Source organism: Lentzea sp. NPDC004789, from assembly GCF_053601075.1.
The window spans coordinates 176780-193167 of the sequence record NZ_JBSGBE010000004.1 but is presented as its reverse complement, the minus strand read 5'-3'; the positions used below and the strand labels follow the sequence as shown (position 1 = coordinate 193167).

Genomic DNA, 16388 nt, shown 5'->3' with positions numbered 1-16388 from the left:
TCCTCCAAGTTCTAGCGTTGCTAGCGAATGGAGCGACGCTAACACGGCAGGCGCTCGGATGTCTAGCAGTGCTAGATTCAGGGGGTGAGCATCCAGAACCGGCGCGAGCGCGAGCGCGCCGAGCGCCATCAGCTGATCATCGACGCCGCCCGCGACCTGGCGGAGGCGGAGGGCTGGGACGCGGTCACCACGCGCAGGCTCGCCGAGAAGGTCGAGTACAGCCAGCCGGTGCTGTACAGCCACTTCAAGGGCAAGGACGCGATCGTGCGCGCGGTCGCGATCCAGGGGTGCGGTGAGCTCGCCCAGGCGTTGCGCAAAGCCCGTCCCTCACGAGGCGAGTCACGGCTGCGGGCCGCGGCGGAGGCCTATCTGGAGTTCGCGAGGGACCGGCCCGCGCTCTACGACGCGATGTTCGTGCAGCAGTCCGACATCCCGTGGGGCACGGAGGAGGTGCCGCAGGAGCTGCGCGACGCGTTCGGGGAGCTCGTCGCCGCGGTCGAACCCGTCCGGGGCGAGCGAGACCTGGAGGCGTTGACGGAGCTCTTCTGGAGTTCGCTGCACGGCATCGCGACGCTCATGCAGGGCGGCCGGCTGCGGCCGGTGCACGACAAGGCCCGCCTCGACCTGCTGCTAGGTGCGCTCAGCCTGACACAGGACGAAGACCGGCTTTGAGCCGATCCGCGTCAGCACGACGGTGGCCTCGGCGGAGCCGCCGAGCTTGAGGCGTTTGCGCAGCGTGTTCGGGTCGACGTCCAGGCCGCGCACCAGGATCTCCAGCCGGCCGACGGAGCGGGTCTTCAGCAGGGACTTGAGCGCCTTCTCCGTGTAGTGGCCGTGTTCGAGTACGCGGAACGCGCGGATGCCCGCGGGCGGCGTGTCACCGCTCAGGTAAGCGATGCGCTCGTCGAGCTGCCACAGGCCGTGACGGGCCGCGTAGTGCCGCACCAGACCGGCGCGCACGACCGCGCCGTCCGGGTCGATGATCCACCCGCCGGGCGGGCCGACCGGGCAGTCGCCGGGCTCGGCGTCGGTGATCGTCCACGAGTCATGACCGTGGATCACCGTGGCGCGGCGCGAAACCCCTGGCGTGGCAAGGCCTCGTGTCCACAGGCAGGCCTCGCGGACGGCGCCGTCGAGCGACACCAGCTCGATCTCGTCGGCCCACGGCGCGACCGCGAAGTCGATGCCGGGCGCGCACTTCACCGCGAGGTCGACACCGGCGTACACCGAGGACAGCTCGTCGAGCGGCGGCACGAAGTCCGAGGGGTGCCACTTGCGACGGCCGGACGAGTCGCGCCGGGCCGGGTCCGCGGTGACGGCGGTGGCCCGCGAAACGGGCCGCAAGGCGTCGGCCTGAACGACCAGCCGGCCGGGAACGTTGTTGCGCGCCATGGCAAGCCGGACCGGGTCCAGGTCCGAGCCGAGGCACCGGGAAGCGACCGCGCTCAACGCGAACAGGTCCGCGCCGATCGAGCACGTGACGTCGTGGACGTCCCGGCCGGCGAACCGCGCAGCGCGATGGCGGGCGACCGCGGACGCGGTGGCCTGCTGGAGTGCGTCGTCGGTGAAGAGCCAGCCCGCGGCCGAGTCCAGTTTGGACACCGCACGACGGCGCAGCAGCACGGTTTCCACGACCGGAGCGAAGGACGAGCCCAGCAGCTTGCGGGCGACACCGACGTCGTGCAGGCGCGAGGAGTCCGTGAAGGGCAACGCGTCCACCTCGGCGAGCGCGGCGACCCCCGAGGGAGACCTCAGGAACGCCACGTCGGACGAGGTGAACGCGTACCCCAACTCAGGAGGATTTCCTGCCGGTGACCGACACGTTGTAGAACACCTCGCGCGGCAGGACCTTCGCGAGGACGTTCTGGTCGACCCACGAGAGGTTCTGCCAGGTCCGGTAGGCGAACATCGCCCAGCCGAAGCCCAGCTTCTCGCGCGGCACGGCGGCCTCGAACGTGCGCACCGGCCAGCCGAACAACGCGGCCGAGAGCTCGTCGGTCACCGCGCGCACCTCGACCGCCCCGGCCCGGCGAGCCGTCGCCTCCAGCTGGTCCGGGTCGAACGTGTGCAGGTCGACGACGGCTTCGAGAGCGGCCGCGCGGGAGGACTCGTCGAGCTCCTCCTGCGGACGGCGCCACCCGCCGAGAGCCGGCACGGCCTTGGTGATGTTGGTGGTCAGCCACCACGTCGCCTGGCCGAGCTTGCGGGCGTAGAAGTTGCCGATGTTCGTCGGGTCGCCCGCGAACACGAACTTGCCACCGGGCTTCAGCACGCGGAGCACCTCGCGCATCGCCTTCTCCACGTCCGGGATGTGGTGCAGCACCGCGTGGCCGACGACGAGGTCGAACGTGTCGTCGTCGTACGGGATCCGCTCGGCGTCGGCCACCCGGCCGTCGACGTCCAGCCCGAGGTGCTCGGCGTTGCGCAGCGCGACCTCGACCATGCCGGGCGAGAGGTCGGTGACCGAGCCCTTCTTGATCACGTCGCCCTGCATGAGGTTCAGCAGGAAGAAGCCGGTGCCGCAGCCCAGTTCCAGCGCGTGCTCGTACGGGCCGACGTCACCGGCGGCGGCGCGGAAGCGGTCCGTCGCGTAGGTGATGCAGCGGTCGTCGTACGAGATCGACCACTTCTCGTCGTACGTGCCCGCTTCCCAGTCGTGGTAGAGCACCTGCGCGAGCTTGGTGTCCTTGTACGCCGCCTCGACCTCTTCCGCGGTCGCGTGCGGGTTGGGTGCCGGATCAGTTGCCACTGAACTTCGCCTTCCCGGGCCCGTTCTCGATGAACGACTCGACGCCCGCCTTCTTGTCCTCCGTCGCGAACAGGGCCGCGAAGAGGTGGCTCTCCAACTTGAGCCCCGACTCCAGGTCGGTGTCGAGGCCACCGTCGACGGCGGCCTTGGTCGCGGCCAGCGCCAGGACCGGCCCGTTGACGAACTGCTTCGCCCAGCGCACCGCCGCCGCGTACACGTCGTCCGGTGCGACGACCTCGTCGACCATGCCGATCTCCAGCGCCTCCTGGGCGCCGACGAACCGGCCGGTGTAGAGCAGGTCCTTGGTCTTCGACGGACCGATCAGCCGGGCGAGTCGCTGCGTGCCGCCACCGCCGGGGATCAGGCCGAGCAGGATCTCGGGCTGGCCGACCTTGACGTTGTCGCCGGCGATGCGGCGGTCACAGCCCAGCGCGACCTCGAACCCGCCACCCAGCGCGTAGCCGGTCAGCGCGGCGACGGTCGGCTTCGGGATCGTGCTCAACGCGCCGAGCGCGTCCGACAGGCCCTTGGCCCGCAGCGTCATCTCGGCGTGGGAGATCTGCGCGAACTCCTTGACGTCGGCGCCGGCCGCGAAGACCTTCTCGCCGCCGTAGACGATGACCGCGTAGACGTCGGAACGCTCGGCAGCCTCCTTGGCGGCGGCCTGGAGCTCGGTCTGCACCTGCCGGTTCAGGGCGTTCATCGGCGGCCGATCCAGCCGGATCGTGCCGATCCCGTCCTCGACCTCGAGCCTCACGAACTCAGCCAACGCAGTCCTCCCAAGTTGTCGCGACGGCGGTGTCACGTTACCCGGCGGTAGCTTCTCAGACCTTGCGGCGGGCGAAGAACCGCTCCCCCGACTTTTGCAGTTCGAGGTCCTGGCCGAACGTCTTCGAGAGATTTTCCTCGGTGAGGGTGTCCTCGAGCAGGCCCTGCGCCACGACCGAGCCCTCGCGCAGCAGCAGCGCGTGCGTGAAGCCGGGCGGGATCTCCTCGACGTGGTGCGTCACCAGCACCATCGCGGGCGCGTCCGGGTCCAGCGCCAGCTCGGACAGCTTGGCCACCAGGTCCTCGCGTCCGCCCAGGTCGAGCCCGGCGGCGGGCTCGTCGAGCAGCAGCATCTCCGGGTCGGTCATCAACGCGCGGGCGATCAGCGTGCGCTTGCGCTCGCCCTCGCTGAGCGTGCCGTAGAGGCGGTCGGCGAGGTGCTCGATGCCGAGCGTGCCGAGCAGCTCGCGGGCGCGGTCGGTGTCGAGCCTGCCGTACTCCTCGCGCCACCGGCCCAGCACCGCGTAGCCCGCGGAGACGACGAGGTCCACGACCTTCTCGTCGGCCGGGACGCGGCCGTTCAGCGCCGCCGAGCACAGGCCGATCCGGGGCTTGAGCTCCTGGACGTCGGTTTTGCCCAGGCGCTCGCCCAGCAGGTGGACCTTGCCCTTGGTCGGGTGCAGCTCGGCGCTCGCCAGGCGCAGAAGGGTGGTCTTGCCGGCGCCGTTCGGGCCCAGCACGACCCAGCGCTCGTCCAGTTCCACGCTCCAGTCGATGTTGCCGACCAGCGTGTTCTTCCCTCGGCGGACCGACACGCCCGCCATGTGCACGACCAGATCTGTCACGTCGACGTCCGCCACGCCTCGCATTCTTCCGAACGGGGGTTCGGGCAGGGATCGGCGGGGTCGCCTGCGCGATGGGCGGACGCGCTGCGCCGCCTGTGTGAACTCTCAAGTTTTTTGTCGGTATCGGATGCCAAGATCGGAGGTATGGCTACGCGACCCGAGTCCGAGGTGCTGGCAGGCCGTCCGTTCCCGCTGGGGGCGCACGCCGAGGCGGGCGGTGTCCGGTTCGCGGTGACGTCGCACGTCGCCGACGCCGTCGAGGTCTGCCTGATCAACGACGACGGGACGGAGAAGCGGGTCGAGCTGACCGAGCGGACGTTCGGCGTGTGGCACGGCCTCATCCCCGGCGTCACGCCGGGGCAGCGGTACGGGTTCCGGGTGCACGGGCCGTACGACGCGGGACGCGGGCTGCGGTGCAACCCCGCGAAGCTGCTGGTGGACCCGTATGCGCGGCAGATCACCGGCAAGATCACCGACCTCGAGGCCGCGCTCGGGTACGTCGGCGACCCCATGCACGGGGCGCCGTCGGCGATCGACTCGCTGGGGTCGGTGCCGCTCTCGGTGGTGAGCTCGCCGGGCGGGGTGGACACCGGGGTCAAGCCGGAGGTGCCGTTCGAGGAAGCGGTCATCTGCGAGTTGCACGTGAAGGGGTTCACGAAGAGGCATCCCGGCATCCCGGAGAAGCTGCGCGGCACGTACCTCGGGCTCGCGCACCCGGCGGCGATCGAGCACCTCACGCGGCTCGGGATCACGACGGTGGAACTGCTGCCGGTGCAGGCGTTCCAGGACGAGCCGTCGCTGATCGGCAGGCGCGCGAGCAACTACTGGGGCTACTCGCCGCTCGGGTACTTCGCGCCGCACGCCGCGTACGCGAGTGAGCCGGGCCGGGAGATCCAGGAGTTCCGGACGATGGTGGCGGCGCTGCACGCCGCGGGCATCGAGGTGCTGATCGACGTCGTCTACAACCACACGTGCGAGGGCGGGCCGGACGGGCCGACGATCTGCTTCCGCGGGTTCGACGCGCCCGGCTACTACCTGCACGCGGGCGGTGGCAGCACAGTGGACATCACCGGGTGCGGCAACACGCTCGACGCCGGGTCGCCGCAGGTCGTGCGGCTGGTGACGGACTCGTTGCGGTACTGGGCCGACGAGATGGGCGTGGACGGGTTCCGGTTCGACCTGGCGTCCACGATGGGCCGGCCGGGCGGCGGCTTCTTCGACCGGGACAGCGCCCTGCTCACGGCCATCACGACGGATCCGGTGCTGTGCCGGGCGAAGCTGATCGCCGAGCCGTGGGACGCGACCGGGGACGGGTACCGCGTCGGCGACTTCGGGGTGCAGTGGGCCGAGTGGAACGGCCGGTACCGGGACACGGTCAGGGACTTCTGGCGCGGTCACACGTCGGTGCGCGACCTGGCGTACCGGTTGTCCGGGTCGAGCGACCTCTACGCGGACGACCTGCGGCGGCCGTGGCAGTCGATCAACTTCATCACCGCGCACGACGGGTTCACGCTGCGGGACCTGGTGTCCTACAACGACAAGCACAACGAGGACAACGGCGAGGAGAACCGCGACGGGACCAACGACAACCGGTCGTGGAACTGCGGGGCCGAAGGCGAGACGGCGGACCCGGACGTCCTGCGGCTGCGGGCGAAGCAGGCGCGCAACCTGCTCGCGACGCTGCTGTTGTCGACCGGCACGCCGATGATGGTGGCGGGCGACGAGATGTGGCGCACGCAGCGCGGCAACAACAACCCGTACTGCCTCGACGGCCCGGTGTCGTGGGTGGACTGGACGGAGTCGGACGCGAGCAAGGCGCTGCTCGGGTTCACCCAGCGGCTGATCGATCTCCGGGCGAGCTCGCCGGCCCTGCGGCAACCCCAGTTCTTCGAGGGCCGGACGACGCCCAGCGGCAACCCCGACCTGGTGTGGTTCCGGCCGGACGGGCAGGAGATGGCCGAGACCGACTGGTTCGACGAGGGCCGGCGCACGCTCGGCATGTTCATCGACGGCTCGAACTGCCTGTCGCGCACCAGGGACGGCGAGCTGGTGTCGGACGACTCGTGGCTGTTGCTCATGCACGCCGGGGCCGACCCCGTCACGGTGACGCTGCCGCACGAGCGGTACGGGCCGTCGTACGAGCCGTTCCTCGACACGACGACGCTGGACGGCTCACCCGCCGATCCCGCCGCCCTGTTGCCGAGGGCGAAGGTGGCGCTGGAGGCGCGCTCACTGCTGTTGCTGCGCGTGCCGCGGTGACCGGCGGTCGGCCGAACGCAGGTGCCCGCCGAGTTTCCTGGACATCTCGCGGTAATTCGCGGGTGTGATCCTGGTCATCCTCTTGAAATGATCACGCAGTGCGCTCGCGGCGCTGAACCCGACGGAGCGGGCGATTTGGTCGACGGTGTCGTCCGTCGTTTCGAGCAACGTCTTCGCCGCGTCGACGCGCCGGGCGAGGATCCACTGTCCGGGCGACAGGCCTGTTTCGGCGCGAAATCTTCGGATCAGCGTGCGTTGTGAGAGTTGCGCACGTTCCGCGAGTTCACCCAGCGGCAACGGCGATTCCAGGTTGTCCACTATCCATTCGCGCAACGAGGCGAGACCGTCCGATTCACCGGCCGCATCCCGCCGAATGAGATGTCGCAGCAGCGCGACGGTTCCCGCCGTGTCGCTCGCCGTGAACACACCCTTCCACTCGACGTGAGGCGCACCGGACTCGATGGCGACCTGCGGGAACCTGCGAGCGAACGCGTCGGCCCGCTCGGGGGCGATCGCCGCCGGGCCGCCGGTCAGCACACCGGCTTCTGCCAGCACGAAGACGCCCGTGCCGAGCCCGACGAGACGCGCCCCCGACAGCCACGCGGCCCGCAGCGCGCCGATGACCTCGCCGCAGACCGCCCGGTTGACGCTGGTGAATCCGGGTACGACGACGGTGTCCGCGCGTTCCAGGAGTTCCAGCCCACCGTGCGTCTCGACGACCAGTCGGTGCGAGGTGGACACATTTCGTCCATTTCGGGACGCATATCTCAATTGGTAGCGGATTGAGTGGTCACCGAGTTCGTCCTCGAATGCGCAGGACACCATGCCGAGCGCCAGCAGGACAACCCCCTCGGGTACGTGGACGACAACGCGGTGCATTGGCCGAAAACCTTCCCCCGTGGCGTTTTTTCACCTCTTGGCGGCGGCGGAGGTCAATGCCGAGAATAGCAACGACTCCGCCGCGTCCCAGTCCGAATTCGGTCACCACGAGGGAGCACGCCGTGCCCAGCGAAACAACCACCGCCACGCTCGACGCGGAAACCGTCGACCCGTGGTTCGTGATGCTGAGTCCGACGGAAGCCGTGCGCGGCGAGGTGGCGGCGCTCGGCGCCGAGGAACCGGAACCCGAGGTCGTCGAGTCGATCGACCACGCGGCGATCCGGACGACCGCGCTGCTGGAGGCCGAGACGTTCGTCGACAAGCTCGGCCCGAAGCTCGCCCGGATCGACGACCCGGCCCGGCGGATCTTCGAGCTCATGGCGAGCGGCCGGTACCGGGCGGGCAGCGTCGAGAAGACCCGCTTCCAGGAGAACTGGGGGCTGTGGCAGGACACCCTGCGCCTGCACGTCGAGCAGGGCACGCCGATCCCGGTGACGCTGCCGTCGTACCCGTTCAAGATCCCGAACCCGGTGAAGGTCCGCCGCCGGTCCCCCGACATGGCCGAGCTGTTGAACCTGCAGCGGCTGATCGAGCTGAGCCACGCGATCGGGCTGGTGCACGAGCCCGGCTCGATCATGCACGTGATCAGCGACGGCATGATCTACGGCCCGTTGTTCGGCGTGAGCGACCACGAGGCGCGCTGCTACCGCGCCGACGCCGAGCAGATGATCCGCGACCTCGGCGCCGAGAAGGCGATCACGATGGTCGACATGCTGGACGACGTCGTGGCGTCCGTGCAGGACGAGTTCGACTACGTGAAGGCACGCCTCGAACCGAAGGTGCGCAAGTGGTGGGAGGACAACACCGACGACGCGCACCGCAAGTACCTCGTCCGCAACCTCACGGCGAACATGAACACGCACGCAGAGGCCGTGCATCTGCTCAGTCAGGTGCTCTCCCGCACGGTGGCGGGTGAGGACGTCGCCGAGGCGGCGGCGGAGATGCGCGCGGTGGGCGACCACATCCTGAAGCGCGCCGACGAGTACGCGTTGCGCTTCACACTGACGCTCTACACGTTGCGCGTCATGAACATGGTGCCGCGCTACTACCCGCACTCGATCCGCGGCACCGTCCACCCGAAACCCGGCCAGTGGGGCTTCCACCTGGTCAACAAGTTCACGAACGTCTTCCCGTGGCAGGGCGTGGCCGTGCTGAAGCCCAACGGGCAGTGGCGGGTGCGCACCGAGCTCGACGCCAAGCTGCGCGGCGCGGTCCCGGTGCACCTCCCGAACGACCCGTTCCCCTACTACTACCGTGAGATCAGCTAGCGGGAAGGTCGATGTACTCGTGCGGATCCGCCGCCGCCGGGTCCATCATCAGCTTGCCCACGCTGTGGTAGCCGAGCGCGTACCTGCCGTGCTTCGGGTCCCAGCGCCGGTACTCGGCCAGCGCCTGCTTCTTGCGCGCGAACTGCTTGTCGCTCAACGAAAGCACGTAGTCGGCCGTGCGCAGCTCCTGCGGGTAGGTGTAGCCGTAGACCCAGTAGTAGCGGAAGTCGGCGATCTGGCCTTCGAGGCTCGCCGCCGCCTCACGGCACGCCTTGTGCGTCAGGTTCGGCTCGTCGGGGTCCCATCCGTAGATCACGTCGCGATACCCGTCGACGAGCTTGTGCGACGCGCCGGGGTACCGCGCCTCGAACTCCAGGATCGTGTCGCGCACCTCCCGCACGAACCCGGCGTAGTCGGTCCACGCGGAGTCCGGCCGGTCCCGCACCACCACCCGGTCGACGCCGAGGCGCCCGGCCGCGGCCCTGAACTCGGCGGTGCGCCCGCGGACGATGTCGTCCTGCACGAGGCCGAAGCTGTGTGAACCACCGCCGGGGCAGTCCTGCCCGAGTGGACAGTCCGCGGTGCCGTTCATGATGTCGAGCAACCCGCCGTTCTCACCTCGCGTGAGCAACACGAGGATCACCTGACGGCCGGCTTCCCCGTGCTCGCGGATCGACCCAGCCATCGCCAGCGACTCGTCGTCCTGGTGCGGTGAGTAGAAGATCGCGGGCGCGGTGGCCGCGTGTGCGGTGCCGGTGGGCAGCAGGGCTGCGGCGGCACCGAGTGCGAGCGCCTTTCGGCGACTGAGCTCCATGACGACCTGACTACGGTCCGGAGTCGGCCGGTCGCAAGGTTTGGTGAAGACCACAGACCAGGGTGTGGACGCTCTAGCCACCCTCCGAGACGGTCTGGCACCATCGGCCGCGTGCCGGTCCTCTTCTTCTGGTCCGACCGCACGATCGACCTCGTGCTCGTGGCGTCGTGCGGGTGTAGCTCGACGCGACGCGCGCGCTGAGCCGCCGCGTCGCGTCTTGATCGCTACCCCTTGACGGTGCTATCAGGAGCGAGCCCGGTGACTTCGACCATCTCTGAGTACGACCTGCACCCGGCGCTGGACAGCCAGCTGCTGCGTGACGTGATCCACCCGTCCCGACCCCTGTGGACGCCGCGCGAACTGCGCGACCTCACCTCGTTCGTGGCCAGTGAGCTGACCACGGGCCTGCTGTCCGTCCTCGAGTACTCGACCGAACGCCGCTGGTGGACGCGCCTCGGCCTGACCGAGGGCGTGGAGCTGTGGCTGCTGTCGTGGCTGCCCGGCCAGGGCACCGAACCGCACGACCACGGCGGCTCCGCGGGCTCGTTCACCGTGCTGACCGGCGCGCTGAACGAGGACTACCGCTACCCGGCCGGCCCCATCCGCACGGCGGTCCGCACCACCGGCGAGGCAGTCGGCTTCGGCTCCGGCCGCGCACACCAGGTGACGAACCCGTTCGACGCCCCCGCCGCAACCGTGCACGCCTACTCGCCACCACTCGTGCCGACCCGCGAGTACGCCTCCCTGCACGACATCCCCGACTCGATCCCGCCGCTGCCGGCCCAGCGCCTTCCGCTGGCCGAGCTGCGTCAGCTGGCCGACCAGGAGGGCCCGTGAGCGCCGTCGACACCATCCTCGAAGAGGCGCGGTCGCACCTGAAGCGCCTCGAACCGCACGAGCTGCACCAGCGCGAAGACGCCCTGATCGTCGACATCCGGCCGATCCACAACCGGCTGGCCGAGGGCGAGATCGAGAACTCGGTCGTGGTCGAGCGGATCGTGCTGGAGTGGCGGCTCGACCCCGCCGGCGACTGGCGGCTGCCCGGTTTCACCGCCGACACCACCGTGGTCGTGGTGTGCAACGAGGGCTGGGCGTCTTCGCTGGCTGCGCGGGATCTGCAGCGGATCGGGCTGGCCAATGCCACGGACCTGGTCGGCGGGTATCGGGGGTGGCGTGCGGCCGGGCTGCCGATTCGGGAGGGCGGCTCGCAGGCGGTGGTGTGAGCCGGCGGTGGTGTGAACCGGCGGCAGTGCTGTGAACCGGCGGCGGGCGGGCAGCAGGCGAGCCGGCAGCGACGCGGCGAGCCGGTGACCGGTGCGGTGAGCCGGCAGCAGTGCGAGCCAGCACCCACACCGCGAGCCAGCGGCGGTGCGGGTTCGGCGCCCACCAGGAAGCGGACCGCAGGTCCGTTGCGCGATCCGCACGTGGAACCGCAGCCACGCCGGTAGCGTCTGGAGATCGTGACAGTGGTGCGCTGGGTCGTGACGGCCCTCGTGGTGGCCGGCACGATCGCCTGGACCCTCTCGGACTTCCTCGTCGGCCTGGCGGGCGCGTTCGCCGGTCTGCTGCTCGAACTCACGGCGGTCCAGGCCGGGCTCGCGCTCGGTGCCGTCCTCTTCGGACTCCGGATCACCCACGTGATCATCGGTCTCGGCGGCGAGCTCAAGTCGTGGACCAGGACGCACCGGCGGATCGTGCTGCGGAACATCCCGGTGCTCGCCACGATCGGCATCACCGGGCTCAAGCCGGGGGTGCGCAGGCGGACCGTCCTCACGGGAGCGTTGTCGATCGTCGTCTGCGCGGCGATCGCGGCGGCCTGCTGGCTCGCGGCCGGGACGGCGTTCGGCAAGGGGCTGGCGCTGGCCGCCACGGCCTGCTTCCTGCTGCAGCTCGTGCCGATCGAGCAGCCAGGGCACACCAGTCTGGGCTGGTTCGTGTTCACGCTGCCGAAGCTGTCCGGGCGGCGGCTCGCCGAGCTGGAGGTGCGGCCGCGGGTGCTGGCCGGCATGGACGCCTACCACCGCGGTGACCTCGACGAGGCCGAGCGGATCCACGACGAGCTGGTGCCGGACCACGCGGACCTGCTCACCGTGGTCGGGCTGAAGGTCGTCACCGAGTGCGCCCGCGAGCGGTACCTCGACGCGCTGCAGACGGTGGTCGGGCTGAGCGGGCGGCAGGACCTCGGCACGCGCGAGCTCGCGTTCGTCATGGCCACCACGGCCGGGATCGCCGCGCTGGCGGTCGAGGCCGGGCAGTTCCCGCGGGAGGTCGGGCTGGAGACGGCCCGGAGCATGCTCGAGAACGCCTACGAGGCCGGTTATCCGAAGCACCGGTCGAACGGGACGTTGGCGGTCCTGGCGCTGATCGAGGGCGACTACGCGAGGGCCAGGCAGCTCGGGGGCTGGGCGGCGGAGTCGAGCGAGAACGCGCTGGGCAGAGCCGACGACCTGATCACGGTCGCGCGGGCGTGGATGGCGGACGGCAACAACGCGAAGGCCCGCGAGCTCGCGGCCGAGGCGCACGAGCTCGCGGGCTGGAGTCCGCGGGTGGCGGCGACCCGCGCCCGTCTGGAGATCGCCTAGCCCCCGCGGGAACGTCACGCGGGGACCCCGCGTACTCCACGAGAGTACGAAAGCTCCCCGCGTGACCCGTCAGCCGCGGGGTCAGCCGGGGAAGGCGGGCGAATTGTTGCCGTTTCCGCCCGAGTTGCCCGCACCGACGTTGTTGCCGCCACCACCATTGCTGTTGCCGTTGCCTCCGTTGTTGTTGTTTCCGACGTTGTTGCCGTTGCCGCCGATGTTGCCCGATCCGGTGACGTTGCCGTTGCCGGACGTCCACGGGTTGTGCGACAGCGCGGTGATCGTGATGGGACCCACCAGCTGCGTGTCCAGCACGTCCCGGCTCTGAGTGGGAGCGGCCTGTGCCGTGGCCGCGAACAGGCCCATGCCTGCGACTGCGGCACCGAGAACGATTGCTTTCTTGATCATCTGCGGTATTCCGTTCTGCGAGCAGCGGATCGAGCAATCGCAGGTTAACCGCACCGTCCGGGCAAAAACGAATCGGTCGCACCATTGTGTGCAGTTCCGAAAAGCACTTGAACTGCGACATTCGGGTGATGCCGCAGGTGGTCACGACTATTCTGCACTGACCGGAATACTACGGAATGCACACGGGAAAGGGCCCGTCACCGAGATCGGTGACGGGCCCTTTCCCACCCCGCGTTCGGATCAGCTGTGCTCGACCGGCAGCGGCAGGCCGGGCAGCGCCGGCAAACCGCCGGGCGGAGCCGGTAGGCCGCACTTGCTCAGCAGGTCGGTGACCGTCTTCAGCAACGTCGTCAGGATCCCGGTGATCTTTCCGACGTCCGGCAGACCGCCGCTGGCTGCGCCCAGGATCGTGCCGCCGAGTCCCGCGATGGACGAGATCAGGTTCATCACGACCGGCAGGCACTGGTCGACGGGACCGGCGTACTCGACGCCCTTCACCGGAACCGGCACCGGCAGGCCGCTGGTCGGCAAGGCCGGGAGGCACCCAGAGCTCTGCAGTGCGGTCACCAGGCCGAGCAGGTCGCCGATCAACGGTGTCACCGCACCGACGTTCGGAAGTGGCAACAGGCTGCTGACGACTTTCGTGAGCTTCCCGGCGAGGTCGGTCACGATCCCGGCGCAGGCGGCTGGGAGTTCTGGCGCGGCGGGCGTCGCACTGGCAGCCGGGATGGTTGAGGCGGTGAACAGAGCTGCAACGAGCGAGAGTGCGGTAATCGTTTTCTTCACGGCTACCTTCTTCCTCAATGCGCAATTCACTGGAGCCGCGCCGGAAATGCCATCACAGGAATTCTGGTGCGGTTCATTCCATGTGGCAGAGCGTATGCCCGCGCACCGACCCCTACCAGCGGAGATCGCGAATTCACCCACTCGAAAAAGCCCTCAGTCGATTGAGGGAAGGCGCTGAATCGAACACACGCCTGAGCCAGGTCACGAGCAGTGAACAGGAAACAAAGAAGACGAACGCATCAGGGCATCCAGCTCGCCGTTCGACGACGAACCGGATGCCCTGTGTTGATCTCCTGCGCTGGTCAGCTGGCCAGAACGACCCTGCCGAGTTCCGCCGGGGACGCCAGCAGGCCGTGCCTCGGCAGCACCCGCACGGTGTAGCCGAGCGCGCCCGCGTGCGGCAGCGGCACCTCGGCCTCGTAGTTGCCGTTGCCCGTGTAGCTCATCGGCGCCGTCACGACGTCCTTGAGCTCGTCGGAGTCGTTCGACACCTTGCCGAGCACGACCTGGACGTCCACTTCGGACGGCTCCAGCCCGGCCAGCTCGACCCGCGCCCGCACGATGACCGGCGCGCCCAGCACCGGCACCGACGAGCCGCCGAGCACCAGGTCGCTGTCGAGCACCCGCACCCGCGTCCACGAGGCGCGCAGCCGGTGCCGGTACGAGGACAGCTCCTTCGCGCCGCGGAAGCCGTCACCGACGACGTTCTGCGCGGACGCCGCGGCCGGCGCGTAGTAGGTCTCCACGTACTCGCGGACCATGCGCGACGCCTGCACGACCGGTCCCAGCGAGGCCAGCGTGTGCCGGACCATCGACATCCAGCGGGTCGGCACACCGTCCTCGCCGCGGTCGTAGAACAACGGCGCGACCTGCGAGCCGAGCAGCTCGTACAGCGCGTTGGCCTCCAGGTCGTCCCGGCGGATCGGGTCGCTGACGCCGTCCGCGGTCGGGATGGCCCAGCCGTTCGAGCCGTCGTAGAGCTCGTCCCACCAACCGTCGCGAATGGACAGGTTGAGGCCGCCGTTCAACGCCGCCTTCATGCCGGACGTGCCGCACGCCTCCAGCGGGCGCATCGGGTTGTTCAGCCACACGTCGCAGCCCCAGTACAGGTACCGGGCCATGGACATGTCGTAGTCGGGCAGGAACACGATCCGGTGCCGCACGCCCGCGTCGTCGGCGTAGCGCACGATCTGCTGGATCAGCGCCTTGCCGCCGTCGTCGGCCGGGTGCGACTTGCCCGCGACGACGAGCTGCACCGGCCGTTCCGGGTGCAGCAGCAACGACCGCAGCCGCTCCGGGTCGCGCAGCATCAGCGTGAGGCGCTTGTAGGTCGGCACGCGGCGGGCGAACCCGACGGTCAGCACGGCCGGGTCGAACACCGAGTCGGTCCAGCCCAGCTCCAGCGCCGACGCACCGCGCTGCAGCCACGACTCGCGCAGCCGCCTGCGGACCTCGGTGACCAGGCGGCCGCGCAGGGTGCTGCGCAGCTCCCACAGCCCCGCGTCGGTGACCGGCTGGAACGCGCCGAGCCCGAGGCTGGAGCTGTGGTTGTCGGCCTCGGACGCGCCGAGCAGCTTGCTCATCTCGGTCGCGGCCCACGTCGGCCCGTGCACGCCGTTGGTGACCGACCCGATCGGCACCTCGGTCGAGTCGAAGCCCGGCCAGAGGCCGCGGAACATGTCCCGGCTGACCTCACCGTGCAGTTTGGACACACCGTTCGCGCGCTGGGCGAGCCGCAGGCCCATGTGGGCCATGTTGAACATGCCGGGGTTGTCCTCGGCGCCGAGCGCGAGGATGCGCTGGGTGTTCACGCCGGGCACGAGCTGCTCGGCCCCGAAGTAGTGCTGGACCAGGTCGACCGGGAACCGGTCGATGCCGGCGGGCACCGGGGTGTGCGTGGTGAACACGGCACCGGCGCGGGCGGCGGTCAGCGCCTGGTCGAAGTCGAGGCCGTCGTTGGTGATGTACTCGCGGATCCGCTCCAGGCCGAGGAAGCCCGCGTGGCCCTCGTTGGTGTGGAACACCTCCGGCTGCGGGTGCCCGGTGAGCTCGCAGAACGTGCGGACGGCCCGCACGCCGCCGATGCCCGCGAGGATCTCCTGGCGGATGCGGTGGTTCTGGTCGCCGCCGTAGAGCCGGTCGGTGACGCCGCGCAGGTCCTCGTCGTTCTGCTCCACGTCGGAGTCGAGCAGCAGCAGCGGCACCCGGCCGACCTGCGCCCGCCAGATCTTGGCGCGCAGCATCCGGTCGCCCGGCATCGCCACGTGCACGAGCAACGGCAGCCCGGACGGCTCCGTGAGCAGCTCCAGCGGCAGCCCCCGCGGGTCGAGCGACGGGTAGTGCTCCTGCTGCCAGCCGTCGAGCGACAGCGACTGCCGGAAGTACCCCGACCGGTAGAGCAGGCCGACCGCGATCAGCGGAACGCCCAGGTCACTGGCTGCCTTGAGGTGGTCGCCGGCGAGGATGCCGAGGCCGCCCGAGTAGTTCGGCAGCGCCTCGTGCACGCCGAACTCCATCGAGAAGTAGGCGACGCTCGTCGGCAACGGGGTGTCGTTGGTGGCACCGTGCTCGCGGCGCTGGGCGATCTCGTCCTGGCGCCGCTGGTACCACCGCGGCCCCTCGACGTAGCGTTCGAGATCGGACGCGAGAGCGTGCAGCCTGAGCAGGAACTGCTCGTCTCTCGCGAGGGCCTCCAGCTTTCCGGCGTCGACGACGGAGAGCAGGCGCAGCGGGTCGCCACCGACCTCGGACCAGACGCGTGAGTCGATCGAGGCGAAGAGTTCCTGCGTCGGCGGATGCCACGTCCAGCGCAGGTTGGTGGCGAGCGTGCTCAGCGCGGACAAGGGCTCCGGCAGACTGGCTCGGACGGTGAACCGGCGAAGTGCTCGCATGACGAGCGAACTTACCTGCCACCCCCGCACGCCTGACAACGTTCCCGGTCACACCTGCAACGACTTGCAGAACCGGTCAAGA

At 69.8% G+C, this 16388-nt stretch carries 15 protein-coding genes; 6 read left to right on the top strand and 9 right to left on the bottom strand.

The window, feature by feature from the left end; all coding sequences use genetic code 11:
* Nucleotides 1–84: 84 nt before the first annotated feature.
* Complete coding sequence (locus tag ACWEIJ_RS11295; RefSeq protein ID WP_449837038.1) at nt 85–672, top strand: TetR/AcrR family transcriptional regulator; 588 nt, start codon at nt 85–87, stop codon at nt 670–672.
* Here the strand turns inward: ACWEIJ_RS11295 and ACWEIJ_RS11290 are convergent.
* From ACWEIJ_RS11290 to ACWEIJ_RS11275, 4 genes are read right to left on the bottom strand one after another with little or no spacing between them, the layout of a single operon-like run.
* On the bottom strand, nt 631–1791 hold the full coding sequence (locus ACWEIJ_RS11290; RefSeq protein WP_449837037.1) for a THUMP-like domain-containing protein: 1161 nt from the start codon (nt 1789–1791) through the stop codon (nt 631–633). The genes ACWEIJ_RS11295 and ACWEIJ_RS11290 overlap by 42 nt on opposite strands.
* 1 nt (nt 1792) lies before the next feature.
* Nucleotides 1793–2749, bottom strand: a complete 957-nt coding sequence (locus ACWEIJ_RS11285; protein WP_449837036.1) for a class I SAM-dependent methyltransferase — start codon at nt 2747–2749, stop codon at nt 1793–1795.
* A complete protein-coding gene (locus ACWEIJ_RS11280) occupies nt 2739–3518 on the bottom strand; it encodes an enoyl-CoA hydratase/isomerase family protein (protein ID WP_449837035.1) in 780 nt (259 codons plus the stop codon). The genes ACWEIJ_RS11285 and ACWEIJ_RS11280 overlap by 11 nt, the downstream gene beginning before the upstream one ends.
* Nucleotides 3519–3573: 55 nt before the next feature.
* Nucleotides 3574–4386: an ABC transporter ATP-binding protein gene (locus ACWEIJ_RS11275; protein WP_449837034.1), complete on the bottom strand. Its 813-nt coding sequence runs from the start codon at nt 4384–4386 to the stop codon at nt 3574–3576.
* A gap of 120 nt (nt 4387–4506) precedes the next feature.
* Between ACWEIJ_RS11275 and glgX the strand changes: the two genes are divergently transcribed.
* Nucleotides 4507–6621, top strand: coding sequence for a glycogen debranching protein GlgX (glgX, locus tag ACWEIJ_RS11270; RefSeq protein ID WP_449837033.1), 2115 nt, complete (start codon nt 4507–4509; stop codon nt 6619–6621).
* Here glgX and ACWEIJ_RS11265 read toward each other — a convergent pair.
* Nucleotides 6592–7362, bottom strand: coding sequence for a GlxA family transcriptional regulator (locus tag ACWEIJ_RS11265; RefSeq protein WP_449837032.1), 771 nt, complete (start codon nt 7360–7362; stop codon nt 6592–6594). The two genes, glgX and ACWEIJ_RS11265, sit on opposite strands and share 30 nt — an antisense overlap.
* Before the next feature lie 260 nt (nt 7363–7622).
* Here ACWEIJ_RS11265 and ACWEIJ_RS11260 point away from each other — a divergent pair, with 260 nt between their 5' ends.
* The gene (locus tag ACWEIJ_RS11260; RefSeq protein WP_449837031.1) at nt 7623–8828 is read left to right on the top strand and encodes an L-tyrosine/L-tryptophan isonitrile synthase family protein; all 1206 of its coding nucleotides are present in this window, start codon (nt 7623–7625) and stop codon (nt 8826–8828) included.
* Here ACWEIJ_RS11260 and ACWEIJ_RS11255 read toward each other — a convergent pair.
* Nucleotides 8821–9642 carry a PIG-L deacetylase family protein gene (locus tag ACWEIJ_RS11255; protein ID WP_449837030.1) on the bottom strand — a complete coding sequence of 274 codons (822 nt, stop codon included), beginning with the start codon at nt 9640–9642 and terminating at the stop codon, nt 8821–8823. The two genes, ACWEIJ_RS11260 and ACWEIJ_RS11255, sit on opposite strands and share 8 nt — an antisense overlap.
* 258 nt (nt 9643–9900) lie before the next feature.
* On the opposite strand from ACWEIJ_RS11255, the gene ACWEIJ_RS11250 reads away from it, so the two are divergent.
* The 3 genes from ACWEIJ_RS11250 to ACWEIJ_RS11240 all read left to right on the top strand — a co-directional run bounded on the left by ACWEIJ_RS11250 (nt 9901) and on the right by ACWEIJ_RS11240 (nt 12224).
* Complete coding sequence (locus ACWEIJ_RS11250; RefSeq protein ID WP_449837029.1) at nt 9901–10479, top strand: cysteine dioxygenase; 579 nt, start codon at nt 9901–9903, stop codon at nt 10477–10479.
* A complete protein-coding gene (locus ACWEIJ_RS11245) occupies nt 10476–10865 on the top strand; it encodes a rhodanese-like domain-containing protein (RefSeq protein WP_449837028.1) in 390 nt (129 codons plus the stop codon). The genes ACWEIJ_RS11250 and ACWEIJ_RS11245 overlap by 4 nt, the downstream gene beginning before the upstream one ends.
* A 237-nt stretch (nt 10866–11102) precedes the next feature.
* A complete protein-coding gene (locus ACWEIJ_RS11240; RefSeq protein WP_449837027.1) occupies nt 11103–12224 on the top strand; it encodes a hypothetical protein in 1122 nt (373 codons plus the stop codon).
* 81 nt (nt 12225–12305) lie between these two features.
* Here ACWEIJ_RS11240 and ACWEIJ_RS11235 read toward each other — a convergent pair whose 3' ends face one another.
* The 3 genes from ACWEIJ_RS11235 to glgP form a co-directional block, all read right to left on the bottom strand.
* Nucleotides 12306–12629 carry a hypothetical protein gene (locus ACWEIJ_RS11235; protein WP_355446688.1) on the bottom strand — a complete coding sequence of 108 codons (324 nt, stop codon included), beginning with the start codon at nt 12627–12629 and terminating at the stop codon, nt 12306–12308.
* 240 nt (nt 12630–12869) lie between these two features.
* Nucleotides 12870–13415 (bottom strand): hypothetical protein, encoded by a 546-nt coding sequence (locus tag ACWEIJ_RS11230; RefSeq protein WP_449837026.1) that lies wholly within the window; start codon nt 13413–13415, stop codon nt 12870–12872.
* Nucleotides 13416–13717: 302 nt separating this feature from the next.
* Nucleotides 13718–16306: an alpha-glucan family phosphorylase gene (gene glgP / locus ACWEIJ_RS11225; RefSeq protein WP_449837025.1), complete on the bottom strand. Its 2589-nt coding sequence runs from the start codon at nt 16304–16306 to the stop codon at nt 13718–13720.
* Nucleotides 16307–16388: the final 82 nt, after the last annotated feature.